This window comes from Pseudomonas sp. G7(2022), from assembly GCF_052660475.1.
The window spans coordinates 1,870,079-1,889,632 of record NZ_CP109659.1; the positions used below are offsets into that span (position 1 = coordinate 1,870,079).

The following is a 19,554-nucleotide window of genomic DNA, read 5'->3' on the forward strand; positions in this document are numbered from 1 at the left end:
CTTTTGCGGAGTGTGCCCATGACCAGCCTTGCTTCCAACCGTTCCAGCCTGTGGTTTCTGGCGATCACCTTACTGAGTTTTCTCGCCGCTTCCACTGCGCCGACGCCGTTGTATCACCTGTATCAGGATCAGCTGCATTTTTCGGCAGCGGTGCTGACCCTGATTTTCGGCGTCTACGCCCTCAGTTTGCTGGCCGCGTTGCTGACGGTCGGCTCGCTATCGGATCACCTGGGACGCAAACCGGTGATCTTCACCGCCGTGACGCTCAATGCGCTGGCGATGCTGCTGTTTATCTACGCCGACAGCGTGGGCTGGCTGATCGGCGCGCGAGTGCTGCAAGGTTTCGCCACCGGGATGGCCACCGCCGTGTTGAGCGCGACGCTGCTGGACACTGATCGCCAGCAAGGGCCGTTGATCAACAGCGTTGCTCCGTTGCTCGGCATGGCATTGGGCGGCATGGGCTGCGGCTTGCTGGCCGAGTTCGCCCCGGCGCCGTTGCAATTGACCTATTGGTTGCTGCTCGCGCTGTTTGTGTTGCAGGGCATTTATGTCTGGCGCGTGCCGGAAAGCGTTTCTCGTCAGGCCGGGGCATGGGCCTCGTTGCGGCCGACCCTGCATGTGCCAGTTCAAGCGCGCTCGACGCTGTGGCGAGTGTTGCCGCTGAACACCGCGACCTGGGCGCTCGGCGGTTTTTATGCCTCGCTCGCGCCGTCGCTGGTGCGCACGGCCACCGGTTCCACCTCCAACCTGATCGGCGGCGCGACCGTGGCGGCGCTGACCGTGACCGGTGCGTTGATGATCTTCACGTTGCGCAATCGTCCTGCCTCCCGCGCGCTGCAACTCGGGGCGAGCCTGCTGCCGGCCGGTATCGTGCTGATTCTGTTGGGTGTGCACAGCGCCAGTCTGTCGCTGTTCTTCTTCGGAACGCTGGTGGCCGGTTGTGGCTTTGGCTCCGGTTTTCTCGGTGCGGTGCGCAGCCTGGTGCCGCTGGCATTGCCCCACGAGCGTGCTGGTTTGATGTCGGCGTTTTATGTACTGAGTTACTTGGCGTTCTGCCTGCCGGCGTTGCTGGCCGGGCACTTCACCCACAGTGTGGGCCTGCTGGCCACCACCGATGTGTACGGCGCGGTGCTGATTGTGCTGGCGGTCGGAGCGCTCCTGATGAGTTTCCGCGCGCAAGCGGCAAAGACCTGCAGCGCGCCATAAGCCTGCGGATTCGGTTAGCCTTGGCCAGCCCATTCTTCTCACGGATCGACGCATGAAGATTATCCGCAGCAAGACCTTCACCGCCGAACGCGCCTGGGGCGCGCTCGACATCGCCAACATGAACGGCATCACCACGCGTCTGCACTGGACCGATCAGCCCTACAAATGGCACGTCAATGACGGCGAAGAAGTGTTCGTGGTGCTCGACGGTCAAGTGCTCATGCACTATCGCGAAGAAGGCGAAGAAAAGCAGGCCTTGCTCGACGTTGGCGATATTTTCTACGCGTCCATCGGCACCGAACACGTCGCTCATCCTCAGGGCGCGGTGCGGATTCTGGTGATTGAAACGGAAGGCAGTGTCTGACTGCATATCTACAAAACAGATAACAGTTAGAGAAATTACCCGTTATATAGATATTCGATTCGGTTCTACCATGAGCTCAACCTCACCTGAGGACAGGAGTTCATGATGATTTGCCCCAATAGCGCCAAACCCGGCATCAAGCCATTCAGCCAGCTTCAGCATCCGCGTGAAGTGATCCGCCAATTCACCCCGAACTGGTTCGCCGCCACCATGGGCACCGGCGTACTGGCGTTGGCGCTGGCGCAATTGCCCGTCTCCATTCCCGGTCTGCACGCCGTGGCCGAAGGGCTGTGGCTGTTCAACATTCTGTTGTTCGTGCTGTTTACCGCTGCCTACGCCGCCCGCTGGATTCTGTTCTTCGACGAAGCGCGGCGGATCTTCGGACATTCCACGGTTTCGATGTTCTTCGGCACCATTCCCATGGGCCTGGCGACCATCATCAACGGCTTTCTGTTGTTCGGTCTGCCGCGCTGGGGAGAGGCCGTCATTCATCTGGCCGAAGTGCTGTGGTGGCTGGACGTTGCGATGTCGCTGGCCTGCGGTGTGCTGATTCCCTACATGATGTTTACCCGTCAGGAGCACAGCATCGATCAGATGACCGCCGTCTGGCTGCTGCCGGTGGTGGCCGCAGAAGTGGCGGCGGCCAGCGGTGGACTGCTGGCGCCGCATCTCGCCGATGCGCACTCGCAACTGGTGGTGCTGACGACCAGCTATGTGCTCTGGGCCTTTTCCTTGCCGGTGGCGTTCAGCATTCTGACCATCCTGCTGTTGCGCATGGCGCTGCACAAATTGCCCCACGAAAACATGGCCGCTTCGAGCTGGCTGGCCCTGGGGCCGATCGGCACCGGCGCTCTGGGCATGTTGCTGCTGGGCGGCGACGCCCCGGCGATCTTCGCGGCCAATGGTCTGCCAGGCATCGGCGAAATCGCTTCCGGCCTGGGGCTGGTCGCCGGGATCACGCTGTGGGGCTTCGGTCTGTGGTGGATGCTGATGGCGCTGCTGATCACCGTGCGTTACCTGCGTGATGGCATCCCGTTCAACCTTGGCTGGTGGGGTTTCACCTTCCCGTTGGGCGTGTATTCGCTGGCAACCCTGAAACTGGGCAGCACGTTGCACCTGACGTTCTTCAGTGTGGCCGGTTGTGTACTGGTGACGTTGCTGGCGGTGATGTGGCTGATCGTCGGTAAACGCACGCTGCAAGGTGCGTGGCGCGGCGAGCTGTTTGTTTCACCGTGCATTGCAGGTTTGAAGAAATAACCTGCGAAGATTGGGTAATGTGTGGCCTGGATCGCGGTTCGAGATTCTTATAAGCGTAGCCAGGCCACTCGCTACCTTCTCTTTCCAAAAACAACAGGGTCACACGGAAGATGAGTCACCCCTCACAGTTCAACCTGCTGCGCACCCGGCGCTTCCTGCCGTTCTTCATCACCCAGTCGCTGGGCGCGTTCAACGACAACGTGTTCAAGCAGTCGCTGATCCTCGCCATTCTGTATCGGCTGACCATCGAGGGTGACCGCTCGATCTGGGTCAACCTGTGTGCGCTGCTGTTTATTCTGCCGTTTTTCCTGTTTTCGGCATTGGCCGGACAGTTCGGGGAAAAATTCGCCAAGGATGCGTTGATCCGTCTGATCAAACTGGCAGAAATCGCCATCATGGCTGTGGGATCCGTCGGCTTCCTGTTCGATCACCTGTCGCTGATGCTGGTGGCACTGTTCGCCATGGGCACCCACTCGGCGCTGTTCGGGCCGGTGAAGTATTCGATCCTGCCGCAGGCTTTGCGGGAAGACGAATTGGTCGGTGGCAACGGACTGGTGGAAATGGGCACGTTTCTGGCGATCCTGGCCGGGACCATTGGCGCCGGGGTCATCATGTCTTCGTCGCAGTATGCGCCGCTGGTGTCGACCGCGATTGTCGGCATCGCCGTACTCGGTTACCTCGCCAGCCGCAGCATTCCCCGGGCGGCGGCCGCTTCGCCGGAAATGCGCCTGAACTGGAACATTTTCAGCCAGTCCTGGGCCACGCTGAAGCTCGGGTTAGGCCAGACGCCGGCGGTGTCACGCTCGATTGTCGGCAACTCGTGGTTCTGGTTCGTCGGGGCGATTTATCTGACACAGATCCCGGCTTACGCCAAGGAATGGATGCACGGCGACGAAACCGTGGTCACCCTGATTCTGACGGTGTTTTCGGTCGGTATCGCGCTGGGTTCGATGCTGTGCGAAAAGCTTTCCGGGCGCAAAGTCGAGATCGGCCTGGTGCCGTTTGGCTCGTTCGGCCTGACCGTTTTCGGGCTGTTGCTGTGGTGGCATTCCGGTGGAATTCCGGAGAGCGCGCTCGGCCATAGCTGGACTGAAGTGCTGAGTTTCGGCCATGCCTGGGCGGTGCTGATCGATGTGCTGGGTCTCGGGATCTTTGGCGGTTTCTACATCGTGCCGCTGTACGCATTGATCCAGTCGCGCACCGCCGAGAACGAGCGGGCGCGGGTGATTGCCGCCAACAACATTCTTAACGCGCTGTTCATGGTGATTTCGGCGATTGTCACCATCGTGTTGTTGAGCGTGGTCAAACTGTCGATTCCACAGCTGTTCCTGGTGGTGTCGCTGCTCAACATCGGCGTCAACGCCTACATCTTCAAGATCGTCCCCGAGTTCAGCATGCGTTTCATGATCTGGCTGCTCAGCCACTCCATGTACCGCGTCGAGCATCGCAACCTTGAGGCGATTCCCGATGAGGGCGCGGCGTTACTGGTGTGCAACCACGTGTCGTTCGTTGATGCCTTGCTGATCGGCGGCGCGGTACGTCGGCCGATTCGCTTTGTCATGTACTACAAGATCTACAACCTGCCGGTACTGAATTTTATCTTCCGTACGGCGGGGACCATTCCTATCGCCGGACGCCAGGAAGACATCCAAATCTACGAAAAGGCCTTCACCCTGATTGCCCAGTATCTGAAGGAAGGGGAGCTTGTGTGCATCTTTCCGGAAGGCAAGTTGACCGCTGATGGCGAGATCAACGAATTCAAGGGCGGGCTGACGCGGATTCTCGAAGAGACGCCGGTGCCGGTGATTCCGCTGGCGTTGCAGGGGTTGTGGGGGAGTTTCTTCAGCCGCGATCCCGATAAGGGGTTGTTTCGCCGGTTATGGTCGCGGGTGACGCTGGTGGCGGGTTCGCCGGTGGCGATTGAAGCGGCGCAGCCTGCCGAGTTGCAGGCGCTGGTCGGGGCGTTGCGCGGGACTGTCAGGTAGTCGCTTATAAAGCCGCCATCCTTGACGGATGGCGGCAACGGCTCAGGCGCTGACCTTGAGCCCGATCAACCCGGTGACGATCAGCGCGACGCTGGCCAGCCGAATCAATGCCATCGACTCACCGAACAGAATGATCCCGGCAATCACCGTGCCCACGGCACCGACGCCCGTCCAGATCGCGTAAGCCGTGCCCAGCGGCAATTCCTTCATCGCCAGGCCCAGCAAGCCCAAGCTGACTGCCATGGCGGCAACGGTGAGCACGGTGGGCAGCGGACGGGTGAAGCCATCGGTGTATTTGAGGCCGACGGCCCAGCCGACTTCGAACAGGCCGGCAAAAAACAGAATGATCCAGGACATGAAAGACCTCCATCGATTGACGGGGCCGTCCCCAGATTGAAAACTCGATTGAGCCGCAGGGTCGTCCCTGCGTGGCGCACATACTACCTAAAAATGTGCGCCGCGCCTTGATACGGGATCAGTCGGCCGCCTGTTGCGCCAACGTTTCACGGTCTTCTTTTTCGCTCATCCGCCGGAAGTACGTCGAAAGCAGCGCCCCGGAAATGTTGTGCCACACACTGAACAACGCGCTCGGCACCGCCGCCAGCGGCGAGAAGTGCGCACTGGCCAGCGCAGCACCCAACCCCGAGTTCTGCATGCCGACTTCCAGTGCCAGGGATTTGCGCTGCGGCAGCGGCAGGCCGAACAGGCGTCCGGTGAAGTAACCCAGCAAATAGCCGAAGCTGTTGTGCAGCATCACCACGGCCATGATCAGCAGGCCGGATTCGGCGATCTTCGCCTGGCTGGCGGCAACCACGGCAGCAACGATGATCACGATGCTGACCACCGACACCAGCGGCAGCACTTCCACCGCGTGGCGTACTTTGTCCCCAAGCAAACGTTGCGCGACCACGCCGAGGACGATCGGCAGCAGCACCACTTGCAGGATCGACCAGAACAACTCCATGAACGAGACCGGCAACCACGCCGAGGCCAGCAGCCAGATCAGCGCCGGTGTCAGCAGCGGGGCGAGGAGGGTGGTGACGGCGGCGATGGCCACCGACAGCGCCAGATCGCCACGGGCCAGCCAGGTCATGACGTTCGATGAAGTGCCGCTCGGGCAGCAACCGACCAGAATCACCCCGACGGCGATTTCCGGTGGCAGGTGAAAAACCTGGCAAAGCAGCCATGCCATCCCCGGCATGATCACGAAATGCGCAACCACGCCCAGCGCCACGCGCCAAGGATGACGCGCGACGGCGGCGAAGTCGTCGAGTTTGAGGGTCAGGCCCATGCCGAACATCACCAGTCCGAGCAGCGGCACGATCGCGCCTTTGAGGCCGAGGAACCAGGCCGGTTGCAGGAAAGCGATCACCGCGAAAATCAGAACCCAGTAAGCGAAGGTATTGCCGACAAAACGACTCAGTGCAGCCAGTGCGCGCATGGCCTGTTCCTTATTATGTGAAAACGCCACCGAAGCGGTGGCGTTTGAAGATAACCCAAAGACTGCGCAGAGGCTTAGATGCCCTGCGGAGTCTCTTCGCCGCCCAGCGCTTCAACCAGCGCCGGCAGGAAGTCGCCGAACGTCAGCATCATCAGGGTGAAGCTGGCGTCCAGTTGACCGAGGGCTTCGTCGCCGCCGTCCTGTTCCGCCTGATCCTGCAACAGGTCTTCGAATTTCAGGCGTTTGACGGTCATCTTGTCGTCGAGCATGAACGACAGTTTGTCCTGCCAGGCCAGCGACAGTTGAGTCACAACCTTGCCGGTGCTCAGGTGCAGCTGGATTTCTTCGCTTGTCAGGTCCTGACGCTTGCAACGCACGATGCCGCCGTCTTCGTGGGTGTCACGCAGTTCGCACTCGTCCAGGACGAAGAAGTCCGGAGCGGCCTGCTGGGTGGTGACCCATTCGGTCATTACGGCAGTCGGTGCGGTTTTCACGGTCAGCGGGCGAACCGGCAAGGTGCCGATCACTTCACGCAGGGTGGAGAGCAGGTCTTCGGCGCGTTTCGGGCTGGCCGAGTTGACTAGGATCAGGCCCTGTTTCGGCGCGATGGCGGCGAAGGTCGACGAGCGGCGGATGAAGGCGCGCGGCAGGAACGCCTGGATGATTTCATCCTTGATCTGATCGCGTTCCTTCTTATAGACCTTGCGCATCTGCTCGGCTTCGATCTCTTCGACCTTTTCCTTTACGGCATCGCGTACGACGCTGCCCGGCAGAATGCGTTCTTCTTTACGGGCGGCGATCAGCAGGAAGTCACCGCTGACATGCACCAGTGGCGCATCTTCGCCTTTGCCGAACGGCGCGACGAAACCGTAGGTGGTCAACTCCTGGCTTGCACATGGACGCGCCAGTTTGGTGGCCAGTGCAGTTTCCAGCGCCTCGGCATCGACAGGCAGGTCTTGGGTCAGGCGATAGATAAGCAGGTTTTTGAACCACATGGGGTGAGTCTCTCCTTTATACAAAGGGGGGCATTATTGTCTTCGCCGGGTCATAGGCCAACCCTTCTCTAAGCCTTTGGAAGGGCTAAGAAAATTAATTAAAAAAGTGCTTGCCAGAGGTTGGGTCGCTCCGTAGAATGCGCGCCACACCGAAGCGAAGGGTGATTAGCTCAGCTGGGAGAGCGTCTGCCTTACAAGCAGAATGTCGGCGGTTCGATCCCGTCATCACCCACCATTCGTTTCCAAGTGTTTAGCGCAGCGGTAGTTCAGTCGGTTAGAATACCGGCCTGTCACGCCGGGGGTCGCGGGTTCGAGTCCCGTCCGCTGCGCCATATTCGGTAATCTGGAACACTGAACGCCAGGTCACCACGGAAAAACCCGCCAAGGCGGGTTTTTTTCTGCCTCGAGTTGTACATGCGGGATGTGTCGTTTCACCGGTTTTCGGATTTATTTGAAAAAAACTTCAATTAAATCAACACATTACGAAAATCTGTGGCATAATGCGCCCCGTAACGAAGCGAAGGGTGATTAGCTCAGCTGGGAGAGCGTCTGCCTTACAAGCAGAATGTCGGCGGTTCGATCCCGTCATCACCCACCATTCGTTTCAAGCGTTTCGCGCAGCGGTAGTTCAGTCGGTTAGAATACCGGCCTGTCACGCCGGGGGTCGCGGGTTCGAGTCCCGTCCGCTGCGCCATATTCGATAACCTGGAACACTGAACGCCAGGTCATCACAGAAAGCCCGCCCAGTGCGGGCTTTTTGCTGTCCGGGATTTGGCTTTTGCCGGGCCTGACCACCAGAAAGCGACCTTTGACGGTCGCTTTTTTCGTTTCTGGCGCTGCTATTGCGCCGAGTTGCGACTGTGCCGGTAATCACTCACCGCTTCATACACCGCCTTGCGCAAGCGGTTGATCCCGCCAATCGGGCGATGGGCTTCGATGCCGAACCAGGGATTGAACGACAGGTTGTCGCATTGCAGGTTCAGGGCCGGGGTATCGAAGTCCTGCGGGGGCAGGGTGATTTTGGCTACGGTCTGGAATGGACTGTCCTGTTCGCGCCATTCGATGCTGGTGTCTTCGATCGGCATGAACCGATTGGCGTCCTGGCGCTGGATCTGCAACACAAAACACGCAGGCACCCGATCCGTGGACAGTTGTTGATTCAGCGCACTGCGCAAAAAGTTCGGCAGATCCTGGTTTTGCTTCGGCAGTGTGTAGGCCGGGCAGTTGTCCGGATCCGGCGTCACCCGAAACTTCGCATTGGCCTCGCCGAACTTGTAGGGCGAAACCGAAAAGTAGGTCGTACGTGTCGGGCTCTCTGGCGGCGGAGAAAGCGTTGCCAGCGCAATGAGCAAATGCCTGACCTGCCAGGTTCTCGGGTCCCAGCCTGGGAAAAACGCCATGACTTTCTTGCCGTCAGCCTGCGCCGCCACATTCTGACGATACTCGGCGACATCGCTGACAAAGAAGTTCGGGTGACTGAACATCACGAAATCCTGCTCGTGCAGGCCCTGACGGTCGCCCAGCAACTGTTTGCCGGGCACATCGAGCAGTTTGATCGCCATGCCCCGGGCATCGCGGATGCTATCGAACTGCGGGTAGGCGTTGCCGTTGGACAGGCGCATCGTTGCCTGCCATATCTTGCCCGGCTCGCTGAAAACACCTCGGCGCAGGTCCTGAGTCAGATCCGGCAGCACTTGCACGTCGGCCTTCACGCAACCGTGGGCCTTGGCATGGGCGTCGCGCAGAAAACGCGTGCTTTCCCGGTGCTGATCGACAATTCGCACGGCAGTCTGGATCACGTCTTGCGTCATCGCTGCTTCTCCGTCCGGAATCTGCTCCAGTGCCGATACCGGCCCCCGGTGCTGCCAGGCGAACCAGGCGGTTGCCAAAGCCCAGCCGATCAGGCCGATCAACAGCAAAAGCAGCAGGGTTTTGCCCAGCAACCGTCCCAGCCACAACCAGAAACGTGACAGCATCGATGGCTTCTTGAACGAATTGAAGATCATGGCAGTTGCGCCTCCAGCGGTCCGCCCAGCACTTTCAAATATTCCAGCAGCGCCCAGCGCTCCTCCGGCTGTAACAGCCGCCCGATAACCCCGTTACCGCGCTCGCCGGCGCGGAATTCGTGCCCGCTGTTGTGGTTGCCGGTAATGCGGGTGTCGAACAGGAACGCGTTGGTAAAGGCTTCGGTGCGGTAGCCCAGATGCCGAGGGTCGTATTCCAGAGTGCCTTTATAGAAAGTCGTGGAGCGTTCATCCTGCGGCGACAGCAGTTGATACAGGCTCGGTACCGAGCCGTTGTGCAGGAAGGGCGGGGTGGCCCACACGCCAGCGAGCGGGCGAGCCTTATAGGCGACATTCTCGCGTACGCCGATGGGCAGACCGAAACCGTCGAGTTTTGGTTTTTCCTCCGCTGTGACGCCCGCTTCACGATAAGCACGGTTTTCAACGAATGCCGTCACGTAAGCCAAGCCCTTGGCCACGGATAACTGGCTGAGGTCCAGCGGCTCCTTGGGCGCGGGATGCAGTTTCACGTCCATCTGCTCAAGTTCTGCCGGATCCCATTGCAGGGCTGTCAGGTCGAAACGGTGGTTGGCGATGTTGTTGGCTGCGTTCGGATCGGTGCCGATGACGTCGACGGGCAGCATGGGCAGATGCTTGACCCAGCGTTCGCCTTCTTGCGTCGCCCGCGGGACGTGGCAGCCAGCACAGTTTTCGGCAAACAGGGCGCGTCCCTTGGCTGCCAGTGGTTTGTCGACCTTTCCAAACAGTTCTTCCGGCCATTCGGGTGGCTGAAGTTTTTGCAGGGTTTCTTCGATCTTGTGCAGATCGCGCACGCGCACGCTCGATGCATAACGTTCATCGCCCTGCAGCGGCTGGCCATTGGCATCGAAGAAATTCAGGGTCGCGCCAACCCCCAGTGCCTCGCCGATATTGCGTGCCATCGGCTGTTGCGCCGAGCCGTTCCACTGCACCCAGTCGAACGTCCACATGTCCCACAGTTGCGGGTAATCCACGGGAGCGTTGGCCACGCGGTAATTGATCGGGGAAATCGCGTCGCCGAAGGTCGCATTGGCGATGCGACCGAATGCATCGGTGCGCCCCGGGCCTTCCTCGGTGGGATAGAGGCCGCGGTGAGTGTCGTTCCATGCCACTTTGAGGAAGGTGTTCAGCGATCCTTTGAAGTCTTTGCGCAGTTGTTCGTGGCGCGCGTCGTATTCTTCGCCGAGAACGGTGCGGGCGAACCGCTCGAATTTCCAAGGGTTGTAGTAAGTGGAGGCCAGACTGGCGACCAATGCCTGTCCGAAACTGCCGCCACGCAATGTAGGAACGCTGGAAGGCAGCACATGTTGAGCCGAGCCGCCGTCGATGCGCAGGGCCTGACCGTTGAGATGCAGTTCACCGGTGTGGCAGGCCGCGCAGGTGATGTCCAGATATTGCTCGGCGCTGCCGGGATTTTGATGCCGGGTGAATCCCACCGGGAGATTCCCCGGGTTACTTGGCGTGGCTTTCTGCTGCGGATCGACCAGAAAACCGAAGCGTGCAAGGTATTCCGGCGAGGCGAAACGTTGCGGCGAAAACGGCAGCTCCAGAGCCTGGAACCACTCATAACGCAGGCCTTTTACCTGAGTGCCTTGCGGCGTGAAATAGTAGGTCTGGCGCTCTTCGTCGGTCCACTGGTTCAGGTAATGCACCTGTTTTGCAGGCGCGGGGAAGGGCAATCTCGGATTGGCGACATAGTAGAGAACCACCGCCAGGACCAGTCCCAGCAGTACCACGATCAGCGTCAGCACACGGAATAAGAGGCGCAAGATGAACATCCTTGTCGAGTTGTTGCGCTGTTATGCCTCAGCCGAGTGCTGTGCGGCAAGTGGCCATTACGCCAAGTGTTGTGGGAAGGGGCGTCGGTCACTGTCAGGGCAAGATGACAGAAGCTTCACCCTGCCTTTGCTCAAATGCTTTTTAATCCCTGAACTTATCGGAGGATTCCTGCTCTCATGCCGGTAGCCATTGGTCGTGGCGGCCTGATAAGCTCGCGGCTTTACTCGATTGCCCTTTCGGCGCATGAACAAGGAAATAGCATGAAACAGCATCGGTTGGCGGCGGCGGTAGCCCTGGTTAGCCTGGTACTCGCGGGTTGTGATTCGCAGACCAGCGTGGAGCTGAAAACCCCGGCGCAAAAAGCTTCCTACGGCATCGGCCTGAACATGGGCAAGAGCCTTGCTCAGGAAGGCATGGATGATCTGGACTCCAAAGCGGTAGCCCAGGGCATCGAAGATGCCGTCGGCAAGAAAGAACAGAAGCTGAAAGATGAAGAACTGGTCGAAGCTTTCGCTGCGCTGCAAAAGCGCGCCGAAGAGCGTATGGCCAAGATGAGCGAAGAGTCGGCAGCCGCCGGCAAGAAATTCCTCGAAGAAAACGGCAAGAAGGCCGGCGTGACCACCACCGCTTCCGGTCTGCAGTACGAAGTGATCAAGAAAGCCGACGGCCCACAGCCTAAGCCTACCGATGTCGTGACCGTTCACTACACCGGCAAGCTGACCAACGGCACCGTATTCGACAGCTCCGTCGAGCGCGGCAGCCCGATCGATCTGCCGGTCAGCGGTGTGATCCCGGGTTGGGTCGAAGGCCTGCAACTGATGCACGTTGGCGAGAAGTACAAGCTGTACATCCCTAGCGATCTGGCTTACGGCGCACAATCGCCAAGCCCGGCGATCCCGGCCAACTCGGTTCTGGTCTTCGACCTGGAACTGCTGGGTATCAAGGATCCAGCCAAGGAAGACGCCGCAGCCAAGTAATTGGCCTCGGTTTCGATAACAACGCCTCGCTAATGCGGGGCGTTGTTGCATCTGGTCGACGCCCGGCGTAAACAGAGCGAACCGACAGGCGTCATGACAGTCCTAGACTTTGTGGCTGGCTGCACTAGACGCCCTGAGCCGCCAAGTCAATGAAATATTGGGGTTTTTTATGTGAGTAAAAAACGCCCGATCTGAGCGCGGCCCTTATGAACCGGGGCTCTCAGCGTTGAAATGCAGCTCTGTTCACAAGGTTATCCACAATTTGTGTGGATAACATTTCAACGGGAGAAATAGATGAAAGCTCCGTGGAATTTCGCCCGATTCCTGCCATTGGCCGGACGACTCCTGGCCCGTGGCCGTTTGCCGACGCTGTTGTTTGCCGTGGCCAGCAAAGGCGCCGCTCAAGGCAATCGTCTGGGCAAGTTGAAGGATGACCTGCGTCTGCTTCAAGCACTGTGCCTGGCGTACTGGCGGGGTGAGTATCGCGCGATCAGTCCCAAGGCCATCGTTTCGGTCGTTGCGGGCCTGATGTACTTCCTCAGTCCGGTGGATGCGATCCCGGATTTCATTCCCGTTTTCGGCATGCTCGATGACATCGCCGTCCTTGCCTGGCTAATGAAAACCCTCGACGACGAACTCAGTGCATTCCGTTTGTGGCGCCAACGGCAGGCACCGGAAAAGCTCAGGGTTGTCGAGCGTCTGCCCGATACGCCCGAACAACTTCAGCTTCAGGGGCCGAAAAAGTCCTGAATCGCGACAGCCTCTTATACAGATAGATACCCCCCACGACCTTGGCCGCTGTTAGGATTACACTTCTAGGGAAAAGTGCCGACTCGTTAAGTGTTGTTGTCCTACGGGGTAGTCATGGATATTCAGATAATTGCACGCGATGGCGAGCCCGAGTATGCGGTTCTGCCATGGGCTCAGTATCAGGCTCTACTGAAAGCAGCAGGCATTAACGAAGCACCGTCGCAACCGGCTCCAGCGCCGCTTGCGGCCACACCGGACCCGATTCTTCCAGGTCTGGATCAGTTACGCAGTTTGCGCGAAGGGAAGGGCATCGCCATCGAGGCGCTCGCCCGCACGGTAGGCATCAGCCCGTCTTACCTGGCCATGATCGAAAGCGGAGAGCGTCTGCCCGACGCTGCAATTCGCCGCAGCCTGGCCTGGGAGTTGACGGTGCCAGGGTGGAGGGAACAATCGTGAGCGTACGCATCAGTCGTCAACATTGGGACGGATTGCTGGGGGAGCTGGACCAGGCGCGCAGGCAGCGCCATCTTCTGACCTATCGAGCCTTGCTCGAGCGTCTGCAATTGCCCACGCCGGCGATGCAGACACTGACCGCTGCACTGGAGCATCTCGCCGCTCTGGACGCGAAAGCAGAACAACCGTTGCGCAGTTCGCTGGTGATCAGCCAGGGCGCCAGTCGCCTGCCACGCACCGGTTTCTTTGAATGTGTCGAGCGTCTTGGGCGCTTTTCCGGGCCGTCCGATGGTGTTGCCGCTGCTTCATGGCATGCCTCGGAAGTGGTGCGGGTCTTTGAGTACGAATACCCGGAATCGGCGGAGGCCTGAGTGTTTTTACGACTCAAGGCGCGGGTCAGTTACTGGCTCGCCCGCAGGCTCTTTCACTGGTCTTGGTTTGTCCGTCAGCCCCGAGGCTGGCGCTGGCTCGAAGGGCAGTTTGCGCGCATGGCCAACCTGGGCGATGTCGGCGCGCAAAGTTTTTACGGGCACATCCTGACGTTTCGCGGCGTGGGCCTGGGTGCGCGTGAAGAAGGTGTGCGGTTGTTGCGACTGGCGGCGCTGGCCGGTGATGGCAAGGCGGCGTATCAAGTCGGTGTCATCAGTCTTGCAGGTACGCCGAGCAAAGCGCCAGATCCTTCGGAGGCCGCTCGTTGGTGGACCATGGCCGCGCAGGCCGGGCATCCGCTGGCCGAGCTCAAGTTGAAAGAACTGGTCGGCCGGGACGCTTCTCGATAAACAAATCCGGTGTTCCGTGAACGGGGCGTGAGGGAAACCTCCCGCCCCGTTCTTGCGTCAGCTGTTCGATAAAGATCAGTTACAGACTTCTCCTACATCCCTCGCCTACTCGCCTGACTTCTTTTCTGATTGATCCCCCGCAAAGTCCTTCGCCTGATTTTTGCGCGAGGGAACGCACATGCTCGACCCGGTTTTTCGTTTCGCCATGCGCATGGGAATGCGCTGATGGATGCCGTCACCCGCATCGAGCAAGAACTCGACAGCTTTCCCCGCACCCTCGATCTCTATCGCAAACAGCTGAAGCACTGGCTCAGCCGCTCGGCAGACGGCGTCAGTCATGCGGCTGATCTGCCGTCGCTGATGGGGATGGAGCGGATCATCCGTTTCGGCGAACACGGCACGGCGGTCGCGATTGACGACAAGCGTTTCTCTTCGGCTGTCGTGCAATGCCCGGCAACCGGGCGAATGGAGATCGAGAGCAAGTTCGAGTCGGTGTACGACATTCCGTTGGGCGACATCGTTGTTGATGTCGTGGCGGTGGATGGCGGCCAGGTCAAGTCCGTCACGCTCGATGCTCAGGGCAAGGGTTTGTTTACCGGTGAGGCAGGCAAGTTCTACCGGGTAGTGGTGCACGGCGAGGCCAGCGAGAAGCAGGTTGATGCGCTGTTCGAGTCCTACGATGGTCTGACCCGACAGCTGGATAGCTGGCTGCGCAGCGAGTGGCAGGGCTTCAGGCCGCAGTGGTCGCAGTCGGTGGCGACGGCGGCGGGCAACGGCATGCTGGCCGGGAGCTGGGCGGCGATCGAGGGGGCGTGGGACAGCATCGGGTTGCTGTCGGAGATTCTCAAGGATCCTCTCGAGTTTGCTGGGCGCTTGGGAGATGGCGCGACGACGTTGGCCGAATTCGCAGTGTCGATGCCGGAAAAGATGGAGCAGCTCCAACTGCTCGTCAGTGACGAGGCCGCGCTGTGTCTGTTGTTACGCACGGCCAGTTTGTGGCTCGAAATGCTGCCACCCAGCGAAGTCGCCGGGAAAACTGCCGAGGCGGTTTCGATGGTGGTGGTGCAACTGCTGATCGATGTGTTGATCGGTGTTGTGCTGACCTTTGTCGGCGCCGGGGCGGGGATTGCGTATCTGACCTTGCGTCTGGCGGAGCGTGGCGCTCAGTTGCTGTCGGCGGTGACGCGCCTGGTGAAGGCGATGTTCGGCATTGTCAGCACCTTCATCGGCTACGTGAACCAGTACAAATCCGTCGCCGCGCGGGGCATCGCCGCCGGGGTGAAAAAGGGCCGCATGCAACTGCGTTGGGATGCCCGGCGCAATGCCTCCCTGAAAAAAGACGAGCACCACGACGACACGCCGGATCAGGCGAAGAACCCCAACGGTGACAGTGCCGATTGTGCGCCGCGGACCTGCACCAACGGCTGTCCGGTGTCGATGGTCACCGGTGAGGAATTGCTGACGCTGACTGACGGCGTGCTCGACGGGCTGTTGCCGTTCGAGTTCAGCCGCTTGTATCGCACCAGTGCGGCCGAGATCGATGTCGGGCTGGGGTTTGGCTGGAGTCATTCGCTGGCGCATCGGCTGGAGGTCGATGGTGCTTCGGTGGTCTGGGTCGACCATGAGAACCGGCGCACGCGGTTTCCATTGCCGAGCGTCGAGCGGCCGGCGATTCACAACAGTTTGTCGCGGGCGGCGATTTTTCTCGGGGACGAGCCGGAGGAACTGATCGTCGCGCTGGCGGGGGACGCGGCGCGGTTTTATCACTTTCGGGCTGGACGTCTTACCGCTGTCAGCGATGCCTATGCGAATCGTCTGACGGTGCATCGGGATCATTCCGACCGGATTCAGCGCCTGGATAACGGGGCCGGTCGTTCGCTGCTGCTGCGTTACGAGCGGGCGCATCTGGTCGCCGTCGATTATCAGGTTTTTTGTGAGTCGGCCTGGCGCACCGAGCAGACGCTGGTCAGCTACCGCTTTGATGCCCGCCATCGGTTGATCGACGCGACCAACGCCGTCGGCGAGAGCGAGCGTTACGACTACGACGACCAGCACGTCATCCTGCAACGGCAATTGAGCGGCGGCGCGAGCTTCTTCTGGGAGTGGGAACGTGCCGGCAAGGCGGCGCGTTGCGTGCGGCACTGGGCGTCGTTTTCGCAGATGGACACGCGTTACGTCTGGGATGACGCCGGCAGCGTCACGGTGCATTACGTCGATGGGACTGAAGAGACCTACGTCCACGACGACACGGCGCGGCTGGTGCGTCAGGTCACCGCCGACGGGGGCGAGCAGCTCAAGGCCTACGATGCTCAGGGCCGGCTGATCGCCGAGCAGGATGCGCTGGGCGCGGTCACCGAATACCGCTACGACGACGTCGGACGGCTGATCGCGCTGATTCCGCCGGACGATGCGCCAACGTCCTACGAGTACCGCCACGGTTTCCTGCACAGCCGTTCGCGTGGCGATGCGGTGTGGACGTACCGGCGCAATGCCCAGGGCGACGTCACCGAAGCGGTCGATCCCGACGGCCATGTCACCCATTACTACTACGACCCGCAGGGGCGGTTGCTGTCGATCCGTTATCCGGATTCGGCTCGGCATGTGTTCGTGTGGAATGACCTTGGGCAACTGGTCGAGGAAAGTCTGCCGGACGGCGGGGTTCGGAAGTTTTCCTACGATGCGCTGGGGCGGCGGATTACTGCGCAGGACGAACATGGCGCGATCACCCGCCACGCCTGGGACGCCGTTGGCCGGCTGATCCAGACCACCTCGCCGACCGGTGCCACCCGTGCCTGGTCCTACAGCGCCTACGGCCAGGTCACCGCCGAACGCGATGAGCTGGGGCGGATCACCCGCTACGAGTATGACGACGACCTGCATTTGGTCAGCCGGCGGATCAACCCCGACGGCACGCGGATTCAATACCGCTACGACCATGCGCAGCTGTTGCTCACGGAAATCGAGAACGAGTCGGGCGAAAAGTACCGGCTGGACTACACGCCGACCGGACTGATCCGACAGGAAACCGGCTTCGATGGCCGGCGCACCGCCTACGCCTACGACCGCAACGGTCATCTGCTGGAAAAGACCGAGTTCGGCGACGACGGCTCGACGCTGGTCACCACTTACCAACGCGACAGCGCCGGGCGCCTGCTGCTCAAGACCCTGCCGGACGGGGTCGAGGTCAGCTACCGCTATGACCGTTTGGGCCGTTTGGTCGGCGTGGATGACGGCCAGGATCACCCGCTGGCCTTCGAGTATGACCTGCAGGACCGCCTGGTGCGTGAGCATCAGGGCTGGGGCACCCTGCGTTACACCTACGACGCCTGCGGCCAGCTCACTCGCCTGCGTCTGCCGGACAACAGCAAGCTCGATTACCACTACGCCAAGGGCGGCGCGCTGACCGCGATCGACCTCAACGGCGCCTTGCTCACCCGCCACACCTGCCAGAACGGCCGCGAGCAGCAGCGCCAGCAAGGCCTGCTGCTCAGCGAATACTCCTACGACGAACAGGGCCGCTTACGCGCCCACGCTGTCGGTCATCAACGCAGCGCGCTGTACCGCCGCGATTTTGCCTACAGCGCCAACGGCAACCTCGAACACATCGCCGACACCCGCCACGGCCAGCGCAGCTACCAGTACGACGCCCTCAACCGCTTGATCCGCGTACGCCACACCCGCGACGACCTGCCGGAAAACTTCGCCCACGACCCGGCCGGCAACCTGCTGATGCAGGACCGGCCGGGCCCGACCAGCATCAAAGGCAACCGCCTGCTGATGCAGGGCGACCGCCACTATGACTACGACGCCTTCGGCAACCTGATCCGCGAACGCCGCGGCCGCGCGCAACAACTCGTCACTGCATACCGCTACGACAGCCAGCACCGCCTGATCGGCCTGACCCGTCCCGACGGCACCACCGCCAGCTACCAGTACGACGCCTTCGGCCGGCGCATCCGCAAGAGCGTCGACGGCCAGACCACCGAGTTTTTCTGGCAAGGCGAGCACCTGATCGCCGAGAGCAGCAAGGAACAGCACCGCAGCTTCATCTACGAACCCGGCACCTTTCGTCCGCTGGCGCTGCTCGACGGCAAAGGCCCGAAACGCGCCTGCCCGTTCTACTACCAGCTCGACCACCTCGGCACCCCGCAGGAGTTGACCGACTACAGCGGCGACATCGTCTGGTCAGCCAAATACAGCGCCTACGGCAAAGTCACCTCGCTGGAGCTCGCGACCGAGGACTACCTGGACCAGCCGCTACGTTTTCAGGGGCAGTACTTCGATGACGAAAGCGGGCTGCATTACAACCGGCATCGGTATTACGACCCGGACGTGGGACGGTACCTGACGCCGGATCCGGTGAAGCTGGCTGGGGGGCTGAATCAGTACCGGTATGTGCCGAATCCGACGGGGTGGGTGGATCCGTTGGGGTTGAGCTGTTCTTGCCCACCGCCGACCCCGCGCCGTCCAATGCGATACGAAGCCGGTCGAGTGGTCGTCGAAGAGGGGGCGCCCCCTCTGCCAAAGATGACAGCACAGGAGCGGCGGGCGAGGATTGATGAGGTAGCCGAGGAAAACGCCAAGCGACGGGTAACTGAATATGAAGACCGTTATGGTATGCACACCGTCAAAAAACATAGCTCTGAAATTCCTGATAGGGCGGTTAAGCAGCGAGCCATCGATGGTACTGATCCTCACACTGGCGTCACTCCAACACCGCCCAGAGGAAATCCAAGCTCACAGTTTCATAACTGGCGAATGCATTTGGGTGCATTAAACAAGGCGATGGCTAGGGATAAAAATGGCTTAATCATGCATACGGGAAGGGATCAGAATGATATTCCTATAGTTAGATTTGAATTGCCTGGGGCAGGGCGGGGGTATAGGCCGAAGAGTTCAGATCCGCAAAATCCGATTTTGAATGAAAATATGAACTGGTTTGAAGTTAAGTTTGATAGGACGAACACGCAGGAGCCATTTACTGGCTTCCCGTCGGAGAAAAGATGATGTTGAAAGATCCGTATATGAATGAGCGCTTCGAACCAAGATTTACTTGGTTTATTGGCGTTTTTGATGTTTATGATCGAGAGGAGACTCGAGGCCTAGAGCTCGGTGTATATAATCCGAATGTTCCTGAGGATAGAGAGATTCTCATCAGGAAGTACTGTCTGAACCTGCCATACCTATCATATAGGCATAAGCTGGTTTTGGTTGAGGCCTTAGAAGCGGCGTTAGGTGATTCAAACTATGATTTTAGTAGTCTTTTTGAAATAGACGAGTGCGAAACGTGTAGTTGGCCTAGAGGTGAGTGGTATTCGTTAGACAGTTCGCGTTGTTTTTTTAAGGAGGTCTACCGTTTGGCGAGAGATGTCTGGAGGGAAGACCTTGAACTCGCAGCGAGTGAGGATAGATCCATATGGTGAGTACGACTGTTTTTATGAAAATAAACAATAGATGTTGTTAGTTTTTTGCTGAATTGGTGTCAAGGTAACTAGTTAGTTGCGTTAACCTACCCTTCGCGTGCAG

The 19,554-nt window shown here is 59.9% G+C and carries 15 protein-coding genes and 4 tRNA genes; 14 read left to right on the top strand and 5 right to left on the bottom strand.

Annotated elements, in window-relative coordinates:
- Nucleotides 1-18: 18 nt before the first annotated feature.
- The 4 genes from NE357_RS08495 to NE357_RS08510 all read left to right on the top strand — a co-directional run bounded on the left by NE357_RS08495 (nucleotide 19) and on the right by NE357_RS08510 (nucleotide 4,812).
- Nucleotides 19-1,206, top strand: coding sequence for an MFS transporter (locus tag NE357_RS08495; protein WP_169429486.1), 1,188 nt, complete (start codon nucleotides 19-21; stop codon nucleotides 1,204-1,206).
- 52 nt (nucleotides 1,207-1,258) lie between these two features.
- Entirely contained in the window at nucleotides 1,259-1,570 is a 312-nt protein-coding gene (locus NE357_RS08500; RefSeq protein ID WP_169429487.1) for a cupin, read from the top strand.
- Between the two features lie 105 nt (nucleotides 1,571-1,675).
- Nucleotides 1,676-2,827, top strand: a complete 1,152-nt coding sequence (locus NE357_RS08505) for a TDT family transporter (RefSeq protein ID WP_169429488.1) — start codon at nucleotides 1,676-1,678, stop codon at nucleotides 2,825-2,827.
- A gap of 110 nt (nucleotides 2,828-2,937) precedes the next feature.
- Nucleotides 2,938-4,812 (top strand): MFS transporter, encoded by a 1,875-nt coding sequence (locus tag NE357_RS08510; RefSeq protein WP_169429489.1) that lies wholly within the window; start codon nucleotides 2,938-2,940, stop codon nucleotides 4,810-4,812.
- A gap of 42 nt (nucleotides 4,813-4,854) precedes the next feature.
- Here the strand turns inward: NE357_RS08510 and sugE are convergent, their stop codons facing one another.
- From sugE to rdgC, 3 genes are all read right to left on the bottom strand, one after another.
- Nucleotides 4,855-5,169: a quaternary ammonium compound efflux SMR transporter SugE gene (sugE, locus tag NE357_RS08515; protein WP_039769847.1), complete on the bottom strand. Its 315-nt coding sequence runs from the start codon at nucleotides 5,167-5,169 to the stop codon at nucleotides 4,855-4,857.
- Nucleotides 5,170-5,287: 118 nt separating this feature from the next.
- Nucleotides 5,288-6,253 (bottom strand): bile acid:sodium symporter family protein, encoded by a 966-nt coding sequence (locus NE357_RS08520; protein ID WP_169429490.1) that lies wholly within the window; start codon nucleotides 6,251-6,253, stop codon nucleotides 5,288-5,290.
- A 74-nt stretch (nucleotides 6,254-6,327) separates the two neighbouring features.
- Complete coding sequence (gene rdgC / locus NE357_RS08525) at nucleotides 6,328-7,248, bottom strand: recombination-associated protein RdgC (protein WP_169429491.1); 921 nt, start codon at nucleotides 7,246-7,248, stop codon at nucleotides 6,328-6,330.
- A gap of 159 nt (nucleotides 7,249-7,407) precedes the next feature.
- On the opposite strand from rdgC, the gene NE357_RS08530 reads away from it, so the two are divergent.
- The 4 genes from NE357_RS08530 (at nucleotide 7,408) to NE357_RS08545 (ending at nucleotide 7,942) form a co-directional block, all read left to right on the top strand.
- Nucleotides 7,408-7,483, top strand: a tRNA-Val gene (locus NE357_RS08530).
- Nucleotides 7,484-7,503: 20 nt separating this feature from the next.
- Nucleotides 7,504-7,580, top strand: a tRNA-Asp gene (locus tag NE357_RS08535).
- Nucleotides 7,581-7,770: 190 nt separating this feature from the next.
- Nucleotides 7,771-7,846, top strand: a tRNA-Val gene (locus NE357_RS08540).
- A gap of 19 nt (nucleotides 7,847-7,865) precedes the next feature.
- Nucleotides 7,866-7,942, top strand: a tRNA-Asp gene (locus NE357_RS08545).
- Between the two features lie 145 nt (nucleotides 7,943-8,087).
- On the opposite strand, the gene NE357_RS08550 is transcribed toward NE357_RS08545, so the two are convergent.
- Both NE357_RS08550 and NE357_RS08555 read right to left on the bottom strand, forming a co-directional pair.
- Nucleotides 8,088-9,224, bottom strand: a complete 1,137-nt coding sequence (locus tag NE357_RS08550) for a catalase family protein (protein ID WP_169432608.1) — start codon at nucleotides 9,222-9,224, stop codon at nucleotides 8,088-8,090.
- Nucleotides 9,225-9,250: 26 nt separating this feature from the next.
- Complete coding sequence (locus NE357_RS08555; protein ID WP_169429492.1) at nucleotides 9,251-11,059, bottom strand: di-heme-cytochrome C peroxidase; 1,809 nt, start codon at nucleotides 11,057-11,059, stop codon at nucleotides 9,251-9,253.
- Nucleotides 11,060-11,329: 270 nt separating this feature from the next.
- On the opposite strand from NE357_RS08555, the gene NE357_RS08560 reads away from it, so the two are divergent.
- From NE357_RS08560 to NE357_RS08585, 6 genes are all read left to right on the top strand, one after another.
- Entirely contained in the window at nucleotides 11,330-12,046 is a 717-nt protein-coding gene (locus NE357_RS08560) for an FKBP-type peptidyl-prolyl cis-trans isomerase (RefSeq protein WP_169429493.1), read from the top strand.
- Between the two features lie 294 nt (nucleotides 12,047-12,340).
- Entirely contained in the window at nucleotides 12,341-12,796 is a 456-nt protein-coding gene (locus tag NE357_RS08565; RefSeq protein WP_065260414.1) for a YkvA family protein, read from the top strand.
- A gap of 114 nt (nucleotides 12,797-12,910) precedes the next feature.
- Nucleotides 12,911-13,252, top strand: coding sequence for a helix-turn-helix domain-containing protein (locus NE357_RS08570; protein WP_007950435.1), 342 nt, complete (start codon nucleotides 12,911-12,913; stop codon nucleotides 13,250-13,252).
- Nucleotides 13,249-13,620, top strand: a complete 372-nt coding sequence (locus NE357_RS08575; protein WP_003223109.1) for a hypothetical protein — start codon at nucleotides 13,249-13,251, stop codon at nucleotides 13,618-13,620. Before NE357_RS08570 ends, NE357_RS08575 begins: the two co-directional genes overlap by 4 nt.
- Nucleotides 13,621-14,028 (top strand): SEL1-like repeat protein, encoded by a 408-nt coding sequence (locus NE357_RS08580; protein ID WP_169429494.1) that lies wholly within the window; start codon nucleotides 13,621-13,623, stop codon nucleotides 14,026-14,028.
- A 225-nt stretch (nucleotides 14,029-14,253) separates the two neighbouring features.
- Nucleotides 14,254-19,035 (top strand): RHS repeat-associated core domain-containing protein, encoded by a 4,782-nt coding sequence (locus NE357_RS08585; protein WP_445576628.1) that lies wholly within the window; start codon nucleotides 14,254-14,256, stop codon nucleotides 19,033-19,035.
- Nucleotides 19,036-19,554: the final 519 nt, after the last annotated feature.